Origin of the sequence: Parabacteroides sp. Y3-G-102 (assembly GCF_023656845.1) — a bacterium.
GTDB classification, from domain to species: Bacteria; Bacteroidota; Bacteroidia; order Bacteroidales; family Tannerellaceae; genus Parabacteroides; species Parabacteroides distasonis.
In genome coordinates this window covers 59,721-75,154 of sequence record NZ_JAMOKU010000011.1, presented here as the reverse complement: position 1 = coordinate 75,154, position 15,434 = coordinate 59,721, and the positions used below count along the sequence as shown (strand labels likewise).

Below are 15,434 nucleotides of genomic sequence, written 5' to 3'. Positions count from 1 at the left end.
TATATTGATTTTTGATGTTACCCCTTGTCTCCATTATAGCCCCGTGTTATAATGCCGCCTCTTTTATATCCCAAGCGATTGAGTCTGTATTGGCACAATTGTTTGGGAATTGGGAGATGCTTATCGTAGATGATTGCTCTAGTGATGATTCGCTTGTAATCATTCAAAAGTATGCTGAACAAGACTCTCGTATCCGGTATCTCAAGACGGATGAGCCTTCTGGGTCTCCTACCTTGCCTCGAAATAAGGGGATAAAAGAGGCAAAAGGACGGTATATCGCCTTCTTAGATAGTGATGATATGTGGTTACCGAATAAGCTAAGCGATCAGTTAAAAGTTTTTGAAAAGTCTGAGGTCGCTATTGTTTTCTCTAATTATGAGAAAGTAAACTTAGATGGTGAGCGAAGCGGACGTGAGATAATAGCTCCTTGTGAGGTTGATTATCATTTGTTATTGAAAGGGAATTGCATAGGATGCTTGACAGCCATGTATGATTCAGCCTTGACGGGAAAGATGTTTTTCAAGGAAATTGGCCATGAGGACTATGTATGTTGGCTTTCTATCTTAAAGCAAGGGTATAAAGCGCAGAACACAAATACGGTGACGGCTCTTTACCGAGTTAGTGACCATTCGGTCTCTTCGAATAAATTAAAAGCCATGCGTTGGCAGTGGAACATTTTGAGAAATGAGATGGATTTGCCGGTGTATAAGGCTGTTTATTATTTTATTCATTATGCGATTAGAGCTTTTGCTAAGGCTATGAGGTGATCTTACTCAGTGAAATATTTGTATGCCTTAGATCTAGTGCTTACTCATAGACAAACTGTCTTGTAAAATAGAGGGCGATATTCTACTTCCAGCTTATGGAAAGTAAAATATTGCCCTCTATTAGTGTAGAAAAAATTGAGTATTTCATAGAATGAAAGCTATAATCGGAGGCTTGTTCCGGAAAAAAGTTCTATCTTTGTTCAACAACAGGTGTAGTAAGAAAAAAGGTTATGACGACTATGCGTAAATTACCGATAGGAATACAGAGTTTCGAAAATATTCGGAATGAGAACTATTTATATGTGGATAAGACTGCCTTGATTTACCAATTGGTGACGAAAGGTAAGCCTTACTTTCTGAGTCGTCCTCGCCGTTTTGGGAAAAGTTTATTGATATCTACGTTAGAAGCGCTATGGTTTTCTGAACTTTATAACTCCTTTTTATTCATCTATATCTGATGAGGAAAGAGGCGTACGCTGAAAAACTGGAGGCTAAATGCGAGGGGAAAGATTAGGAGCGTCTTTTATGTCAAACCCCATTCGTATGTAAGTGAGTTTGAGTATATTTGTGTTGACTTTAAATGTAAATAGATTATATGGAAAAACAAAAACAACAACCCCAGCGGTTGCAATCATTGGATGCCCTTAGGGGTTTTGACATGCTCTTTATTATGGGCGGTGCTTCTTTATTTGTCGCTTTGGCGACATTGTTTCCGAATCCTTTTTTTCAGGCGATAGCCGGGCAGATGGAACATGTGGAATGGAACGGATTGGCGCATCACGACACGATCTTCCCATTGTTCCTCTTTATTGCGGGTATCTCGTTTCCGTTCTCACTAGAGAAGCAACGAGGAAAAGGTATGACGGAAGGGGCGATTTACAAGAAGATCGTCCGTCGGGGGATTACCTTAGTTTTCTTGGGATTGGTATATAACGGGCTATTGTCGTTTGAATTTGACCACCTGCGTTGTGCGAGTGTGCTGGCGCGTATCGGGTTGGGATGGATGTTCGCAGCCTTGTTGTTTGTCCGTTTCGGTTGGAAAGCGCGTGCGGGGATAACGGCTCTTATCTTGGTTGGCTATTGGCTGGTGATGGCTTTTGTGCCTGTGCCGGACGCCGGTGGAGCGGGGCCGTTCACGCTCGAGGGAAATTTGGTGGGGTATATTGACCGCCTGTTTCTTCCCGGACGTTTGCACGAGACTGTTTTTGATCCGGAGGGTTTATTCTCCACCGTCCCCGCAATTGCTACGGCAATGTTGGGTATGTTCACTGGTGAATGGATTAAGTTAGGGAAAGAGGGGCTGACCGACAGAAAGAAAGTGCTTTGTTTAGTAGGAGCGGGAGCTGTATTGTTGATCGTCGGCTTGTTATGGAGCTTGGTCTTTCCGGTCAATAAGAAGCTATGGACAAGCTCTTTTGTCTGTGTAGTAGGTGCTTATTCCGTTTGGATGTTTGCTTTGTTCTTCTATATCATAGATGTATTGGGGTGGCGTAAATGGACTTTGTTTTTTACCGTGATCGGCATGAACTCTATTACGATCTATTTGGCGCAGCGTTTCATCCGTTTCTCCTATACTTCCGAGGCTATATTCGGAGGGTTGGCGAAATTGATGCCCGAGACCGCCCAGCCTTTGGTTAGCGCTATCGCATATATCGCTGTTTGTTGGGGATTCTTGTATTTCTTATATCGCCAACGTATTTTCTTGAAAGTATAATAGACGGATGGAGAAGAAGAAATTAAATCGGTTGGAGTCATTGGACGTACTCCGTGGCTTCGACCTTTTTTGCTTAGTGGTGTTGGAGATGGTGTTGCATCCGCTGGCCCATGCGATCGATATGCCTTGGTTTAATTCTTTTATGTGGGGATTCTCGCATGTGGAATGGGAGGGATTCTCTACGTGGGATCTCGTGATGCCCTTATTCTTATTCATGGCGGGAGTTTCCATGCCTTTCTCTCTGTCTCGTTATAAGGATATGCCCGATAAGATGGCGGTATATCGGCGGATCGGGAAACGGGTGGTACTGCTTTGGGTCTTCGGTATGATGTGCCAAGGTAATTTATTGGCTTTGGACCCGGATCGGGTTTATCTGTATTCAAATACTTTGCAGTCGATCGCTATGGGGTATTTGATTGCTTCTTTGTTATTCTTGCATGTAAGGATACGGGTACAGATTGGTATTGCGGCAGCTCTTTTATTAATCTTTTGGGGAACGATGGAGTTTATTACGGTCGGTAACTATGGGGGAGGTTCGTACACACCGGATAGTAATTTGGCCGAATGGATCGACCGCACTGTACTGGGACGTTTCCGGGATGGGGCGACGGTGGAGAACGGGGAGGTGATCTTCGCTACTTGGTATCGTTATACATGGATACTGAGCAGCTTGAATTTCGGGGTAACCGTGTTGACCGGGTTGTTCGCCGGATATATCCTAAAGAACAAATTATATTCTGAGCGGCTCAAATTACGGATGTTATTCGGAATAGGTCTGGGTATGGTTATCGCCGGATGGCTTTGGGGGATCGAGCTTCCTGTTATTAAGAAACTGTGGACCAGTTCGATGGTATTGGTGAGCAGTGGGTACTGTTTCTTGCTTATGGGGTTGTTCTATTATTGGATCGACTATAAAGGGCATCGAAAGTATACGACTTGGCTGAAAGTGTACGGCATGAATTCAATATTGGCTTATATGCTTACTAACGTGGTAAGTTTTAGGTGTATCGGCGAATCCTTGTTTTTCGGAACCCAGCAATATTTAGGAAATTATTATCCGGTGCTCATTGCCATGTGCAATGTATCGGTAATTTATGTACTTTTGTATGCGTTTTATAAACATAATATTTTCCTTAAAGTATAGAAACAAGAAAACTTAGATCGAAGAAAGATGGAATCAATCAAACAAATATACCGGATGGGTCATGGCCCTTCAAGTAGTCATACTATGGGGCCGATGCGTGCGGCACAAATGTTCTTGGAACGTAACCGGGGCGCTGTTCGTTTTAACGTAACCTTATATGGTAGCCTGGCGGCTACGGGAAAAGGCCATATGACGGATGCCGCTATTCTTGAGGTATTACAGCCGGTCGCAAAGACAAATATTACTTGGGAACCCAAGACTTTCTTGCCGTTCCACCCGAACGGGATGTTGTTCGAGTCGTATAATGAGAGTGGCGAGGAGCTGGATACGTGGACCGTATATAGTATCGGCGGGGGAACCTTGGCGAACGAGTCTTTCAATGAGTTGAGGACGGAGCAAGTATACGATATGCATACGATCAAGGAGATACAGGCTTGGTGTGAGAAGACTGGCCATTCCTATTGGGAATATGTCGAGCAGCACGAAGGCCCTTCTATCTGGGATTATCTGGCTGAGGTATGGGAAGTGATGCAGGATGCGGTTCGTCGTGGCCTGGAAGCGGAAGGCATCTTGCCGGGAGGTTTGGGCATTCGTCGTAAGGCTTCCGATTATATGATCCGTGCGAAAGGTTATGGCAGCAGTATCAAGAGCCGGGGAATGGTGTATGCCTATGCCTTGGCGGTGTCTGAGGAGAATGCGTGCGGTGGGAAGATCGTGACCGCTCCGACTTGTGGTTCTTGCGGTGTAATGCCTGCGGTCCTTTATCACTTGAAGGAGACGCGTGAGTTCCGTGATTCCCGTATATTGCGTGCGTTGGCTACGGCAGGCTTGTTTGGAAATGTGGTGCGTACGAATGCCTCCGTATCGGGGGCAGAGGTAGGTTGCCAAGGTGAGGTTGGCGTGGCTTGCGCTATGGCTGCCGCTGCCGCCAGTCAGTTGTTTGGTGGTACGCCCGCGCAGATCGAGTATGCCGCCGAGATGGGATTGGAGCATCACTTGGGATTGACTTGCGATCCTGTTTGTGGCTTGGTACAAATCCCTTGTATCGAGCGAAACGCTTTTGCTGCTGCCCGTGCGCTTGACGCGAATACGTTCTCGAACTTCTCCGACGGAAAACACCGGGTAAGTTTTGATCAGGTGGTTGAGGTGATGCGCCAGACAGGTAATGATTTGCCCAGTCTTTATAAGGAGACCTCGGAAGGTGGTTTGGCGAAGAACATGGAGAACTCGAATAATTAAAAGATACTATTTGATTTACTAATAAATAATCTACTATTGATGATAAACGGAAAGAAAAGCCTGTTTTACACAGTATTGATGGCCGGTGCCTTGATGTCCTGCGGCGGTCCTAAACAGGCTCCAAGCGAAGAGGTAGCGAAGAGTGGTAATCCTGTATTCGAGGGTTGGTACGCCGATCCGGAGGGAATTATTTACGGGGATACCTATTGGATTTACCCGACTACGAGTGATTTATATGAGAAGCAAACCTTCTTCGATTGCTTCTCTTCCAAGGATTTGGTGAATTGGACCAAGCATACCGCCATTCTTGATACGGCAGAGGTGAAATGGGCGAAGATCGCTATGTGGGCTCCTTCGGTAATCAACAAGGACGGTAAGTATTATCTTTTCTTTGGGGCGAATGACGTGCACGAGGGAGAGATCGGAGGCATCGGTGTTGCCGTGAGCGATCGTCCGGAAGGGCCTTATAAGGATTTGCTGGGTAAGCCGCTGATCAACGAGATCGTGAACGGGGCGCAGCCGATCGATCAGTTTGTTTTCCACGACGCTGACAATGATGAGTATTATATGTATTACGGTGGTTGGAAACACTGCAACATGGTACGCTTGAATAAAGACTTTACCGGACTTATACCGTTCGAGGACGGAACGATTTATAAAGAGGTAACTCCCAAGGATTACGTGGAAGGCCCGTTTATGTTTAAGAAGAATGGTAAATATTACTTCATGTGGAGTGAGGGTGGTTGGACCGGACCGGATTACAAGGTCGCTTACGCCATCTCCGATTCTCCTTTTGGCCCGTTCAATCGTATCGGGGAGGTCTTGCGGCAAAATTTCGATATCGCCAACGGAGCGGGTCACCACTCGATCATGCATGTGCCGAATTCGGAAGATTACTACATCGTGTACCATCGCCGGCCGGCCGGGGTCAAGACACGTGACCACCGGGAGACTTGTATTGAGAAGATGACGTTTAACGAGGAGGGATTGATCAATCCTGTGGAGATTACGACCGAAGGAGTTGAGGCTCGCACGATCCAATAATTATTTAAGAAGGATTACATAGCAAGAAAACTTAGGTTTTATTTGCTATGTAATTTTTTTATACTACTTTTGACGCATGTGTCAAACTATAATGACAAACGATAGTGACAAAACAAAAAATAACATTTAATTATGGAAGCGAAAGACATGAATGAGATGGAGCCTCGCATCATAGAAGCGGCGAAGCGAGTGTTTGTCCGAAAGGGGTACGAGGCGGCTACCATGAGTGACGTGGCGGCAGAAGTGGGTATTGGCAGGACGGCCTTACATTATTATTATAGGACGAAAGAGATTCTGTTCGACGCTATTTTCGGACAATTGCTTTCTTCATTGTTGCCGAACATCGATCGGGTTTTGGATGAGAAGAGTACGATGCTGGAGAAAATGCCGGTGATCGTTGATCTGTATATGGGAATTGTTCGTGCGAACCCGATGTTCCCGAATTTTGTGGTGGGCGAGTTAAACAGAGATCCGGAACGTTTATTCCAGACCGTGCTGAAAGATCCGAAAAAAATACAGCCCATCTTGCGTCTTCGTCGTCAGATAGAGGAGGAGATGGACAAGGGGCTTCTACGGAAGATGCCGGTCATAGATTTGGTTTCGACCTTGGTGAGCCTAGTGGTCTTCCCGTTGTTGATCCGCAAGCCACTAGCGGCGGCTTTTTTGGATAACGATATGGGGCGGTTTGAGGAATATATGGATAGGCGCAGGGATTTGATCGTCGAGGTAATAACCCAGCTGATGGTCCCGGATGCCAGATGATGGATTTGTTCAATTTAATAAACATATCATAGAGTATATGAGAGGTGTATATGTATTATTGTTAATTAGCCTGTTGGGTTATGCCGGAAGGGTTAGCGGACAGGAATCGGTCACGATCACCCAATGTTACGAGTGGGCGAGGGCGAATTATCCGCAGATTCATCAAATGGGTTTGATCGATCAGACGGAGCGTTATAGCTTGAGTAATGTGGGCAAGGCTTGGCTTCCCCAGCTTTCGGTAAGCGGTAAGGCAAGCTATCAGAGCGACGTGACGAAGTTGCCTTTGGATGGCGATAAGATCTCCTCGCTTCTTCCCGGCTTTGAGATCCCTAGCTTGAGCAAGGATCAGTATCAAGTCGTGGCGCAGGTGGACCAGACGATTTGGGACGGCGGTAGCACCCGTTCGGCCCGTGCCTTGACTCGTGCCGAGGCGATCGCCAACCGGGAGCAGTTGGAAAGTGAGTTGTATGCGCTGAACGACCGGGTGAATCAAATCTACTTCGGTTGCCTGCTGCAAGACGAGTTGATACGTCAGAACGCTTTGCTTCAAAAGGAGTTGCAGGTCAATATCGAGCGTATCAAGGCGATGATGGACAATGGCGTGGCGAATCAATCGGATCTGGAAAGTATGGAAGTGGAACTGCTGAATGCCCGCCAAAATGAGATTGAGCTAAGAGCGTCTCGCACGGTATATCGGCAGATGTTGGCGACCTTTATCAATAAACCGTTGACGGATCAAGTCGTCTTGAAGACTCCGGAGTCACCCGAGCGTTCATTGTCCACGCAAATCAACCGTCCGGAATTACGGGCCTTGGATGCTAAGAGCGAATGGATTGAGACGCAAAACAAGCAGGTAACGGCGGGCTTGATGCCTCGTATCGGAGCTTTCGTACAAGGTGGTTACGGACGGCCGGGCTTGAACATGCTGGAGGATAGTTTCGAGCCTTATTATGTGGCCGGTGTCCGTCTTTCTTGGAATCTGGGGAAGTTGTACACGCTGAAGAACGACCGGAGGAAGATCGAGGTAAGCCGTCGCCAGATTGATGTGCAACGGGAGACCTTCTTATTCAATACCCGCCTGCAACTTTTGCAGCAAAACACGGAGATAAAGAAAATGACGGACCTGATGCGTGCCGATGACGATATCATCCGTCTGAGAACAAGCATCAAGCAGGCGGCGGAGGTGAAGCTGGAGAATGGCGTGATTTCTGTCACGGACCTAATCCGGGAGATCAACGCCGAGGACATGGCCCGGCAAACCGCCGCGGCGCACCGTGTACAGCGCTTGATGACCATTTATAATTATATGTATACAACGAATTAAATAGAGTATGACAAATACAATTGATTTATGAGACATTTGATTTTTATCAGCTTATGCAGCCTTCTATGGACGGCTTGCGGTAATACAGACAATGATTTTGACGCTTCCGGTACCTTTGAGGCAACCGAGATCTTGGTATCTTCGGAAGCCAACGGAAAGATCATGGAACTGAATATCGAGGAGGGCGATCGCTTGGATGCCGGCGCCATCGTGGGTTACGTGGATAGCACCCAGCTTTTTCTGCGGAAGATGCAACTCTCTGCCAGCCTTCGCTCGGTAGATATTCGCAAGCCGGATATCCGTAAGCAGATCGCTGTCTTGGAACAACAAATCGCCACGGCTAAGACCGAGCAACAGCGACAGGAAAACTTGGTGCGTGCGAAAGCGGGTAACCAAAAGCAACTAGACGATATCGTGAATAACATCAAATATCTCCAGAAACAACTGGATGCCCAATACTCCTCCTTAAGCAAGACGACGGGAGGTGCCGACGCCGAGGCGGAGGGCCTGCAATACCAGATCATGCAATTGGATGATCAACTGATGAAAAGCCGTATCCTCAATCCCCAGACCGGTACGGTATTGGTGAAATACGCCGAGCCGGGAGAGGTGACGGCGGCAGGCAAACCGCTTTACAAGATCGCCGATACGGACTTGCTTTATCTCCGTGCCTATGTGACGGCGGATCAGTTATCCCACCTGAAACTAGGGCAATCTCTCAAGGTCTTCGCCGACTATGGGAATGATCGCCGGGAATACCCCGGTACGATCACGTGGATCTCCGATAAATCCGAGTTTACCCCGAAAGGTATCCAGACGAAGGACGAACGGGCTAATTTGGTATATGCCATCAAGATCGCCGTCCGCAACGATGGTTATCTGAAGATCGGACAATATGGGGAGATTAAATATGAATAACGAGATTCATATAAATCATATCACCAAGCGTTATGGCGATGTCGAGGCCTTGCGGGATCTGTCGCTGGAGATCGGCTCGGGTGAGTTGTTCGGGTTAATCGGTCCGGATGGGGCGGGAAAGACCACCCTGTTCCGTATCCTGACCACGTTGTTGCTGGCCGATAGCGGTACCGCCTCTGTCTGCGGCTTGGACGTGGTGAAAGACTTGAAGGAGATCCGTCGGCGGGTAGGATATATGCCCGGCCGCTTCTCGCTCTACCAAGACCTGACAGTAGAGGAGAACTTGAACTTCTTCGCTACGGTCTTCAATACGACGATCGAGGAGAACTACGATCTGGTACGGGATATCTATAGTCAGATAGAGCCGTTCAAGCATCGGCGGGCGGGGAAGCTGTCCGGTGGTATGAAGCAGAAGCTGGCTTTGAGTTGCGCCTTGATCCATCGTCCGGATGTCTTGTTCTTGGATGAGCCTACGACGGGGGTCGATCCTGTCTCCCGCTCTGAGTTCTGGGATATGCTGGATCGTCTGAAACGGCAAGGCATTACGATACTTGTCTCTACGCCTTATATGGATGAGGCCTCCCGTTGCGACCGTATCGCTTTGGTGCGTTCCGGGGAATGCCTGTCTATCGATACGCCGGTAGGTATCCGTACCTCATTCGATAGGCGGCTATACGCGGTGCGATGTGCGTCGATGTATAAGTTGTTGGGAGACTTGCGGGAGTTCCCGGATACAAACTCGTGTTTCGCTTTTGGAGATGCTCATCATCTTACGTTGAGGAGGGATGGGGAGGATGTCATGAGGCGATTACAGGAATATCTGAAAGGCAAAGGTTACGCGGACGTAAGCATCGAACGCCTTGAGCCAAGCGTTGAGGATTGTTTCATGGCCTTGTAAGAGAGGGGATGTGTCGCATTTCCCCAAGATTCGACCTCGCGTCGGGTGCGAAGTCGAATCTTGGAAAAATACGGGGCTCGCGTCAGGCGCGAGGTCGAATTGCGGAAAAATGCGAGGGCTCGCGTCGGGCGCGAGGTCGAATCTCGGGAAAATGCGGGGCTCGCGTCGGGCGCGAGGTCGAATCTCGGGGAAATGCGGGGCCTCGCATTGGGCGCGAGGTCGAATCTTGGGGAAATGCGGCATTGTAATTATGAAATAAGGATAAAAAATGAAAGCGATAGAAGTAAAACAACTGACCAAACGTTTCGGCACCTTCACCGCCGTCGATCATATCAGTTTCGAGGTGGAGCCGGGCGAGATATTCGGCTTCCTCGGGGCAAACGGGGCAGGGAAGACCACCGCCATGCGTATGCTCTGCGGCTTGTCGGTCCCGACATCCGGCGAGGCCCGGGTAGCCGGTTTCGATGTCTACCGGGAGAGCGAGTCCATCAAACGGAATATCGGATACATGAGCCAGAAATTCTCCCTATACGGCGATCTAAAGGTATGGGAGAATATCCGTCTCTTCGGCGGTATCTACGGCTTGTCTAAACGGCAGCTGTCCCAGAAAACGGATGAGTTGCTGGATATCCTCGGGCTGGAAAAGGAGCGGAACACCTTGGTCGATTCCCTGCCCTTGGGCTGGAAACAGAAGCTATCCTTCTCCGTGGCGATCATCCATGAGCCCAAGATCGTTTTCTTGGATGAGCCTACCGGAGGCGTCGATCCCGTCACCCGCCGCCAGTTCTGGGAGTTGATCTATGAGGCCGCCGCCCGGGGGATTACGATCTTCGTCACCACCCATTATATGGATGAGGCGGAGTATTGTAACCGTGTCTCCATCATGGTAGACGGAAAGATCGAAGCGTTAGACAGTCCCTCCGCCTTGAAGCGGGATTTTAAGACAACGAATATGAACCAAGTCTTTCACGCCTTGGCTCGAAAAGCAACGAGAGGAGAATAAACGATGAAACAATTCATATCCTTTGTTAGAAAGGAGTTCTATCACATTTTCAGGGACGCACGCACGACAATGATCCTCTTGCTCATGCCCGTCATCCTGATCATCTTGTTCGGATATGCCATCACGACCGAGATCAAGCGTGTGCCGATCGCTATTTTCGACCAAAGCCGGGATGAGCTGACACTGAAGATGGCAGACCGCTTGAATGCCAGCGAGTACTTCGAGCTGTATACGACCGTCGATAACTATGAGGACGCCGGGGCCTTGTTTCGGCAAGGAAAGGTACACGTCATAGTTGTCTTTCCCCCTCAATACGCTTCCACGGCCGATGCCCAAGTACAAGTCTTGGCGGACGCTACCGATCCGAACGAGGCCACGCAGCTAATCGCCTATTGCTCGGCGATCATTGCGGAGCAGTTGAAAGGAGAGTCGGCGGTTGAGGGTAAAGCCATGACCCCGGTTACCTCTTTGCTCTACAACCCTCAAATGAAAGGCGCCTACAACTTCGTGCCCGGCGTGATGGGTTTGATCTTGATCCTTATATGTGCCATGATGACCTCGATCGGCATCGTGAAAGAGAAGGAGATGGGAACGATGGAAGTCCTGCTGGTCTCCCCGTTGAAACCCATCTACATCATTCTGGCCAAGGCGATTCCATACCTATTGCTGAGTATGGTGAATATCGCTACGATCTTGCTGCTATCCTATTTCCTGCTGGACGTTCCGATAAAAGGCAGCCTGCTGTTGCTGGTTTCCGTGTCCATCCTGTATGCGATCGTATCCCTCTGTCTGGGCCTGCTGATCTCCACGGTAGCCGATACCCAGCAGGCGGCTATGTTGATCAGCGGTATCGCCTTGATGCTTCCGATCATGTTGTTGAGCGGCATGATGTTCCCGATAGAGAATATGCCGGATATCCTGCAATGGTTCTCCCATATCGTTCCGGCCAAATGGTATATCATCGCCGTGAAGGACGTGATGATCAAGGGGCTTCCCGCCGTGTCGATCTTGAAGGAGATCGGGATACTGTCGTTCATGGCGGTCGTGCTGGTATTCTTGAGTGTGAAACGTTTTAAAATACGATTATAAGCTATGTTACGATATTTGTTAGAGAAAGAGTTCAAGCAGATCCGTCGGGACCGGTTCATGCCGAAGATTATCTTCATCATCCCGATCATGCAGTTGATCATCTTGCCTTTCGCCGCTAATTTCGAGATGCGAAATATTAACCTTAGCATCGTGGACAACGATCATTCCGTCACCTCCATGCAATTGGTAGATAAGGTACTATCCTCCGGATATTTCCGCCTGACAGACCGGTCGGATCGTTACGACGAGGCGCTGACCTCGGTGGAGAGCAATGGGTCCGATATCATTCTGGAAATCCCCTCTGATTTCGAGCGGGACTTGGGGAAGGAGGGCAGGGCGGACGTGATGATCGCCGCTAACGCCGTGAACGGAACCAAGGGCGGCTTGGGTAGCTCCTACCTCTCCTCGATTATACAGGATTTCAATAGGGAGAAAGGTTTCGCCTCTATGGGATCGGGCAGGGGAGTGGCTTCGATTAACCTGTTCAATCCCCACTTGAGCTACAAGATCTATATGGTTCCCGGCATCATGGTATTCTTGTTGACGATTATCGGGGGATCGATCTCCGCCTTGAATATCGTGAGCGAGAAGGAGAAAGGGACGATCGAGCAGATAAACGTCTCGCCCGTACCCAAGTCCCTGTTCCTGCTGTCGAAGCTGATCCCTTTCTGGGTGATAGGCTTTGTCCTGCTGACGGTGGCGATCCTCATCGCTTGGCTGATCTACGGCTTGGTGCCGGAGGGGAGTTTCGGGGTGATCTATTTGTTTGCCGCCGTATATTTGATCGCTTTTACGGGATTTGGCTTGGCGATCTCCTCCTTCTCGTCCACACAGCAACAAGCGATGCTTACGGCGTTTTTCTTCTTGATCATTTTCGCCTTGCTAAGCGGATTGTTCACGCCGATCAGCAGTATGCCGGAATGGGCGCAGAAGATCACGCTGGCGAACCCGGTGCGTTATTTCGTGGAGGTGATGCGTATGGTCTATTTAAAGGGGAGCGGCTTTGCCGATTTACGGGGACATTTCGTGATTGTCTGTCTATTTGCTGTTTTTTTTAATCTGTTAGCGGTAATTAGTTATCGTAAAAAGGGGTAGTTCGGAAATAAATGTTTTCTTTGTATCCCGTTTACGGATTATAAACTAATACAGCGAAAAAACATGTCATTTATCATTGTCGTACTTTGTTTGGCCTTATTGATTGTCTTGATATCCTACTTTAAGGTGGATGCTTTCATTGCGTTTCTGATCTCCTCTATCTTGGCGGGCATCGCTTTGGGCATTCCGTTGGAGAAGCTGCCGGACTCGGTGAATAACGGTATCGGGAGTATCTTGGGTGGGTTGACGTTGATTATCGTATTAGGCGCTATGCTAGGCAAGTTGGTGGCCGAGAGCGGAGCGGCACAGAAGATCGCTTCCGTGATGGTGTCGCTTTTTGGTACTAAGCATATACAATGGGGGCTGATGGTGACAGGTTTTGTCGTGGGTATTCCGTTATTTTATGGGATCGGATTTGTGTTGTTGGTGCCATTGATCTTCTCGATCGTGTATAAATACAAGCTTCCGGCGGTCTATATCGGGTTGCCGATGTTGGCGGCGTTGTCCGTGACGCATGGATTCCTGCCCCCGCATCCGTCTCCGGTAGCCTTGGTGGTGCAGTTCAACGCGAATATCGGCCTTACGCTGATCTACGGTTTATGTTTGGCGATTCCGGCTATCATTATCGCCGGGCCGGTGTTCGGCAGTCGGTTGAAACATATAAAATCCGGTCCGGTCACGTTGTTCGAGCAGAAAGAGGATAGCGGGAGATATAGCATGCCGGGCAAGGCGAATAGTTTTATCAGCGCTACGTTGCCTGTCTTTTTACTGATTATCGTGACGGTTATTCCTTATTGCTTTAAGGATATGGGCGAGATGGCGAGCGGGATAGTCTCTTTTATTGGTGCTCCTTCCATTGTAATGCTGATCGCCTTGTTGTTCGCTACATATACGCTGGGCATCCGGCAGGGACGTGGTATCAAGTCGGTTATGGCAGTCTATGGGGAGGCCGTGAAAGATATCTCTATGATCCTTTTGATCATCGCGGGTTCCGGTATCTTCAAGCAGATCATGGAGGATAGCGGGGTAAGCAATGAGCTGGCGACAAGTCTGGAGCAATTGCCCGTTCATCCGTTGATCTTGGGTTGGTTGATCTCTGCCGTGATCCGTTTGTGCGTGGGATCGGCTACGGTGGCGGCGTTGACGGCGGCGGGCGTGGTGATGCCTTTAGTTACGCAAACGGGTGCGAACCCGAACTTGATGGTTTTATCTTTAGGAGCGGGTAGCTTGATGTTCTCGCATGTCAACGATTCCGGCTTCTGGATGTTCAAGGAATATTTTAACCTAAGCATAAAGGATACGATCTGCTCATGGTCTATCATGGAGACGATCGTGTCGGTCGTAGGATTGATCGGGGTAATGATCTTAAATATGATTGTATAATAAAAGAATGATTGAGCAATGAGAAAGAGATGGCTGCTTAGTATCGTTATTATGCTTTTCCCTTTCGTCGCCTCGTTTGCGGCGGACCCGGAGGAAGGTACTTATCCAACGGTCGGGAGGCTTTTTCATATAGCACGAAGCGTGAATAAGAACTTGGTTTGTTACGATGTGAATCTGAGGGATGGTAAGCTGGATACACATGATCCCTTGAACGTTTATTGGGTCAATCGGGAAAAGCATCCGGGGGAAACCAATGGCTTGAGCTATATACAACGGAAAATGGCTTATGGGTATAAACTGATCTCGGCGAGTGATAATGCTTGTGTATGCTCATTGACCGCTTATCCCTCCCGCCAGTTGACGATTACCAAACGTGATTCCCGCTATGTATGCTACATAACGATCAACAACCAACAGGCGATTCTCCAATCCCTCTACGTTAAAGCCAGCTCCAAGAATCCTTTAAGCGTCGAGTATGTAGAGCTACAAGGAATCTCTGTCGCCACGAATCAACCGGTAACGGAAAGAGTCAGGAAATAGACCAATATATTTTTTTACTAACATATAAATGAAAGAAATTATGAGCATGATTAACGCAGATGAGAATTTTGAGAAATTAGGGTTGACCTTACCTCCCGCACCGGCTCCGGCCGGAGTTTACAAGCCTTGTGTGATAGATGGCAAATACCTGTATCTTTCCGGTCACGGGCCTGTGCGGAATGATAAGTCCTTGATCATCGGACGTATCGGTAAGGACTTGACGATGGATGAAGGCAAATTCGCCGCCCAGCAAGTAGGACTTACCATGTTGGCGACCATCCAGGCGAACCTTGGTAGCTTCAACAAGATAAAGAGAGTGATCAAGGTATTGGGTATGGTAAATTGTACGCCCGATTTCGGAAAGCATCCTTATGTGATCAATGGCTGTAGCGAGTTGTTCGCCGCCGTATGGGGGCCGGATAACGGTGTAGGTACCCGTAGCGCCGTAGGATTCGGTTCTCTTCCCGATAATATTCCTGTAGAGATAGAGGCTTTGTTCGAATTATACGAATAA

The 15,434-nt window shown here is 48.5% G+C and carries 15 protein-coding genes and 1 pseudogene; all 16 read left to right on the top strand.

What is annotated here, in order from left to right:
* Positions 1-14: 14 nt before the first annotated feature.
* Positions 15-767 (top strand): glycosyltransferase family 2 protein, encoded by a 753-nt coding sequence (locus tag NBH16_RS07370; protein WP_121960909.1) that lies wholly within the window; start codon positions 15-17, stop codon positions 765-767.
* 230 nt (positions 768-997) lie between these two features.
* Positions 998-1,177 (top strand): annotated as a pseudogene (locus NBH16_RS07365) (AAA family ATPase); the annotation flags it as partial.
* A 185-nt stretch (positions 1,178-1,362) separates the two neighbouring features.
* Positions 1,363-2,481 carry an acyltransferase family protein gene (locus NBH16_RS07360; protein WP_008780481.1) on the top strand — a complete coding sequence of 373 codons (1,119 nt, stop codon included), beginning with the start codon at positions 1,363-1,365 and terminating at the stop codon, positions 2,479-2,481.
* 7 nt (positions 2,482-2,488) lie between these two features.
* Positions 2,489-3,625 carry an acyltransferase family protein gene (locus NBH16_RS07355; protein ID WP_195471104.1) on the top strand — a complete coding sequence of 379 codons (1,137 nt, stop codon included), beginning with the start codon at positions 2,489-2,491 and terminating at the stop codon, positions 3,623-3,625.
* Positions 3,626-3,652: 27 nt separating this feature from the next.
* Positions 3,653-4,864: an L-serine ammonia-lyase gene (locus NBH16_RS07350; protein WP_008771936.1), complete on the top strand. Its 1,212-nt coding sequence runs from the start codon at positions 3,653-3,655 to the stop codon at positions 4,862-4,864.
* A gap of 39 nt (positions 4,865-4,903) precedes the next feature.
* Positions 4,904-5,908 carry a glycoside hydrolase family 43 protein gene (locus NBH16_RS07345; protein ID WP_036614350.1) on the top strand — a complete coding sequence of 335 codons (1,005 nt, stop codon included), beginning with the start codon at positions 4,904-4,906 and terminating at the stop codon, positions 5,906-5,908.
* 132 nt (positions 5,909-6,040) lie between these two features.
* The gene (locus NBH16_RS07340) at positions 6,041-6,670 is read left to right on the top strand and encodes a TetR/AcrR family transcriptional regulator (protein WP_005856435.1); all 630 of its coding nucleotides are present in this window, start codon (positions 6,041-6,043) and stop codon (positions 6,668-6,670) included.
* Positions 6,671-6,707: 37 nt separating this feature from the next.
* Complete coding sequence (locus NBH16_RS07335) at positions 6,708-7,994, top strand: TolC family protein (protein ID WP_122382958.1); 1,287 nt, start codon at positions 6,708-6,710, stop codon at positions 7,992-7,994.
* A gap of 27 nt (positions 7,995-8,021) precedes the next feature.
* Positions 8,022-8,912 carry an HlyD family secretion protein gene (locus NBH16_RS07330; RefSeq protein WP_005856439.1) on the top strand — a complete coding sequence of 297 codons (891 nt, stop codon included), beginning with the start codon at positions 8,022-8,024 and terminating at the stop codon, positions 8,910-8,912.
* Positions 8,890-9,810: an ABC transporter ATP-binding protein gene (locus NBH16_RS07325; protein WP_008771941.1), complete on the top strand. Its 921-nt coding sequence runs from the start codon at positions 8,890-8,892 to the stop codon at positions 9,808-9,810. Before NBH16_RS07330 ends, NBH16_RS07325 begins: the two co-directional genes overlap by 23 nt.
* A 268-nt stretch (positions 9,811-10,078) precedes the next feature.
* Positions 10,079-10,813 carry an ABC transporter ATP-binding protein gene (locus NBH16_RS07320; RefSeq protein WP_005868299.1) on the top strand — a complete coding sequence of 245 codons (735 nt, stop codon included), beginning with the start codon at positions 10,079-10,081 and terminating at the stop codon, positions 10,811-10,813.
* A 3-nt stretch (positions 10,814-10,816) separates the two neighbouring features.
* Positions 10,817-11,902, top strand: coding sequence for an ABC transporter permease (locus NBH16_RS07315; protein ID WP_057326352.1), 1,086 nt, complete (start codon positions 10,817-10,819; stop codon positions 11,900-11,902).
* A 3-nt stretch (positions 11,903-11,905) separates the two neighbouring features.
* The gene (locus NBH16_RS07310; protein WP_250788307.1) at positions 11,906-12,997 is read left to right on the top strand and encodes an ABC transporter permease; all 1,092 of its coding nucleotides are present in this window, start codon (positions 11,906-11,908) and stop codon (positions 12,995-12,997) included.
* A 63-nt stretch (positions 12,998-13,060) separates the two neighbouring features.
* Entirely contained in the window at positions 13,061-14,380 is a 1,320-nt protein-coding gene (locus tag NBH16_RS07305; RefSeq protein WP_048927393.1) for a gluconate:H+ symporter, read from the top strand.
* A gap of 18 nt (positions 14,381-14,398) precedes the next feature.
* Positions 14,399-14,920 (top strand): DUF4833 domain-containing protein, encoded by a 522-nt coding sequence (locus NBH16_RS07300; protein ID WP_005856451.1) that lies wholly within the window; start codon positions 14,399-14,401, stop codon positions 14,918-14,920.
* Positions 14,921-14,960: 40 nt separating this feature from the next.
* Complete coding sequence (locus NBH16_RS07295; RefSeq protein ID WP_005868303.1) at positions 14,961-15,434, top strand: RidA family protein; 474 nt, start codon at positions 14,961-14,963, stop codon at positions 15,432-15,434.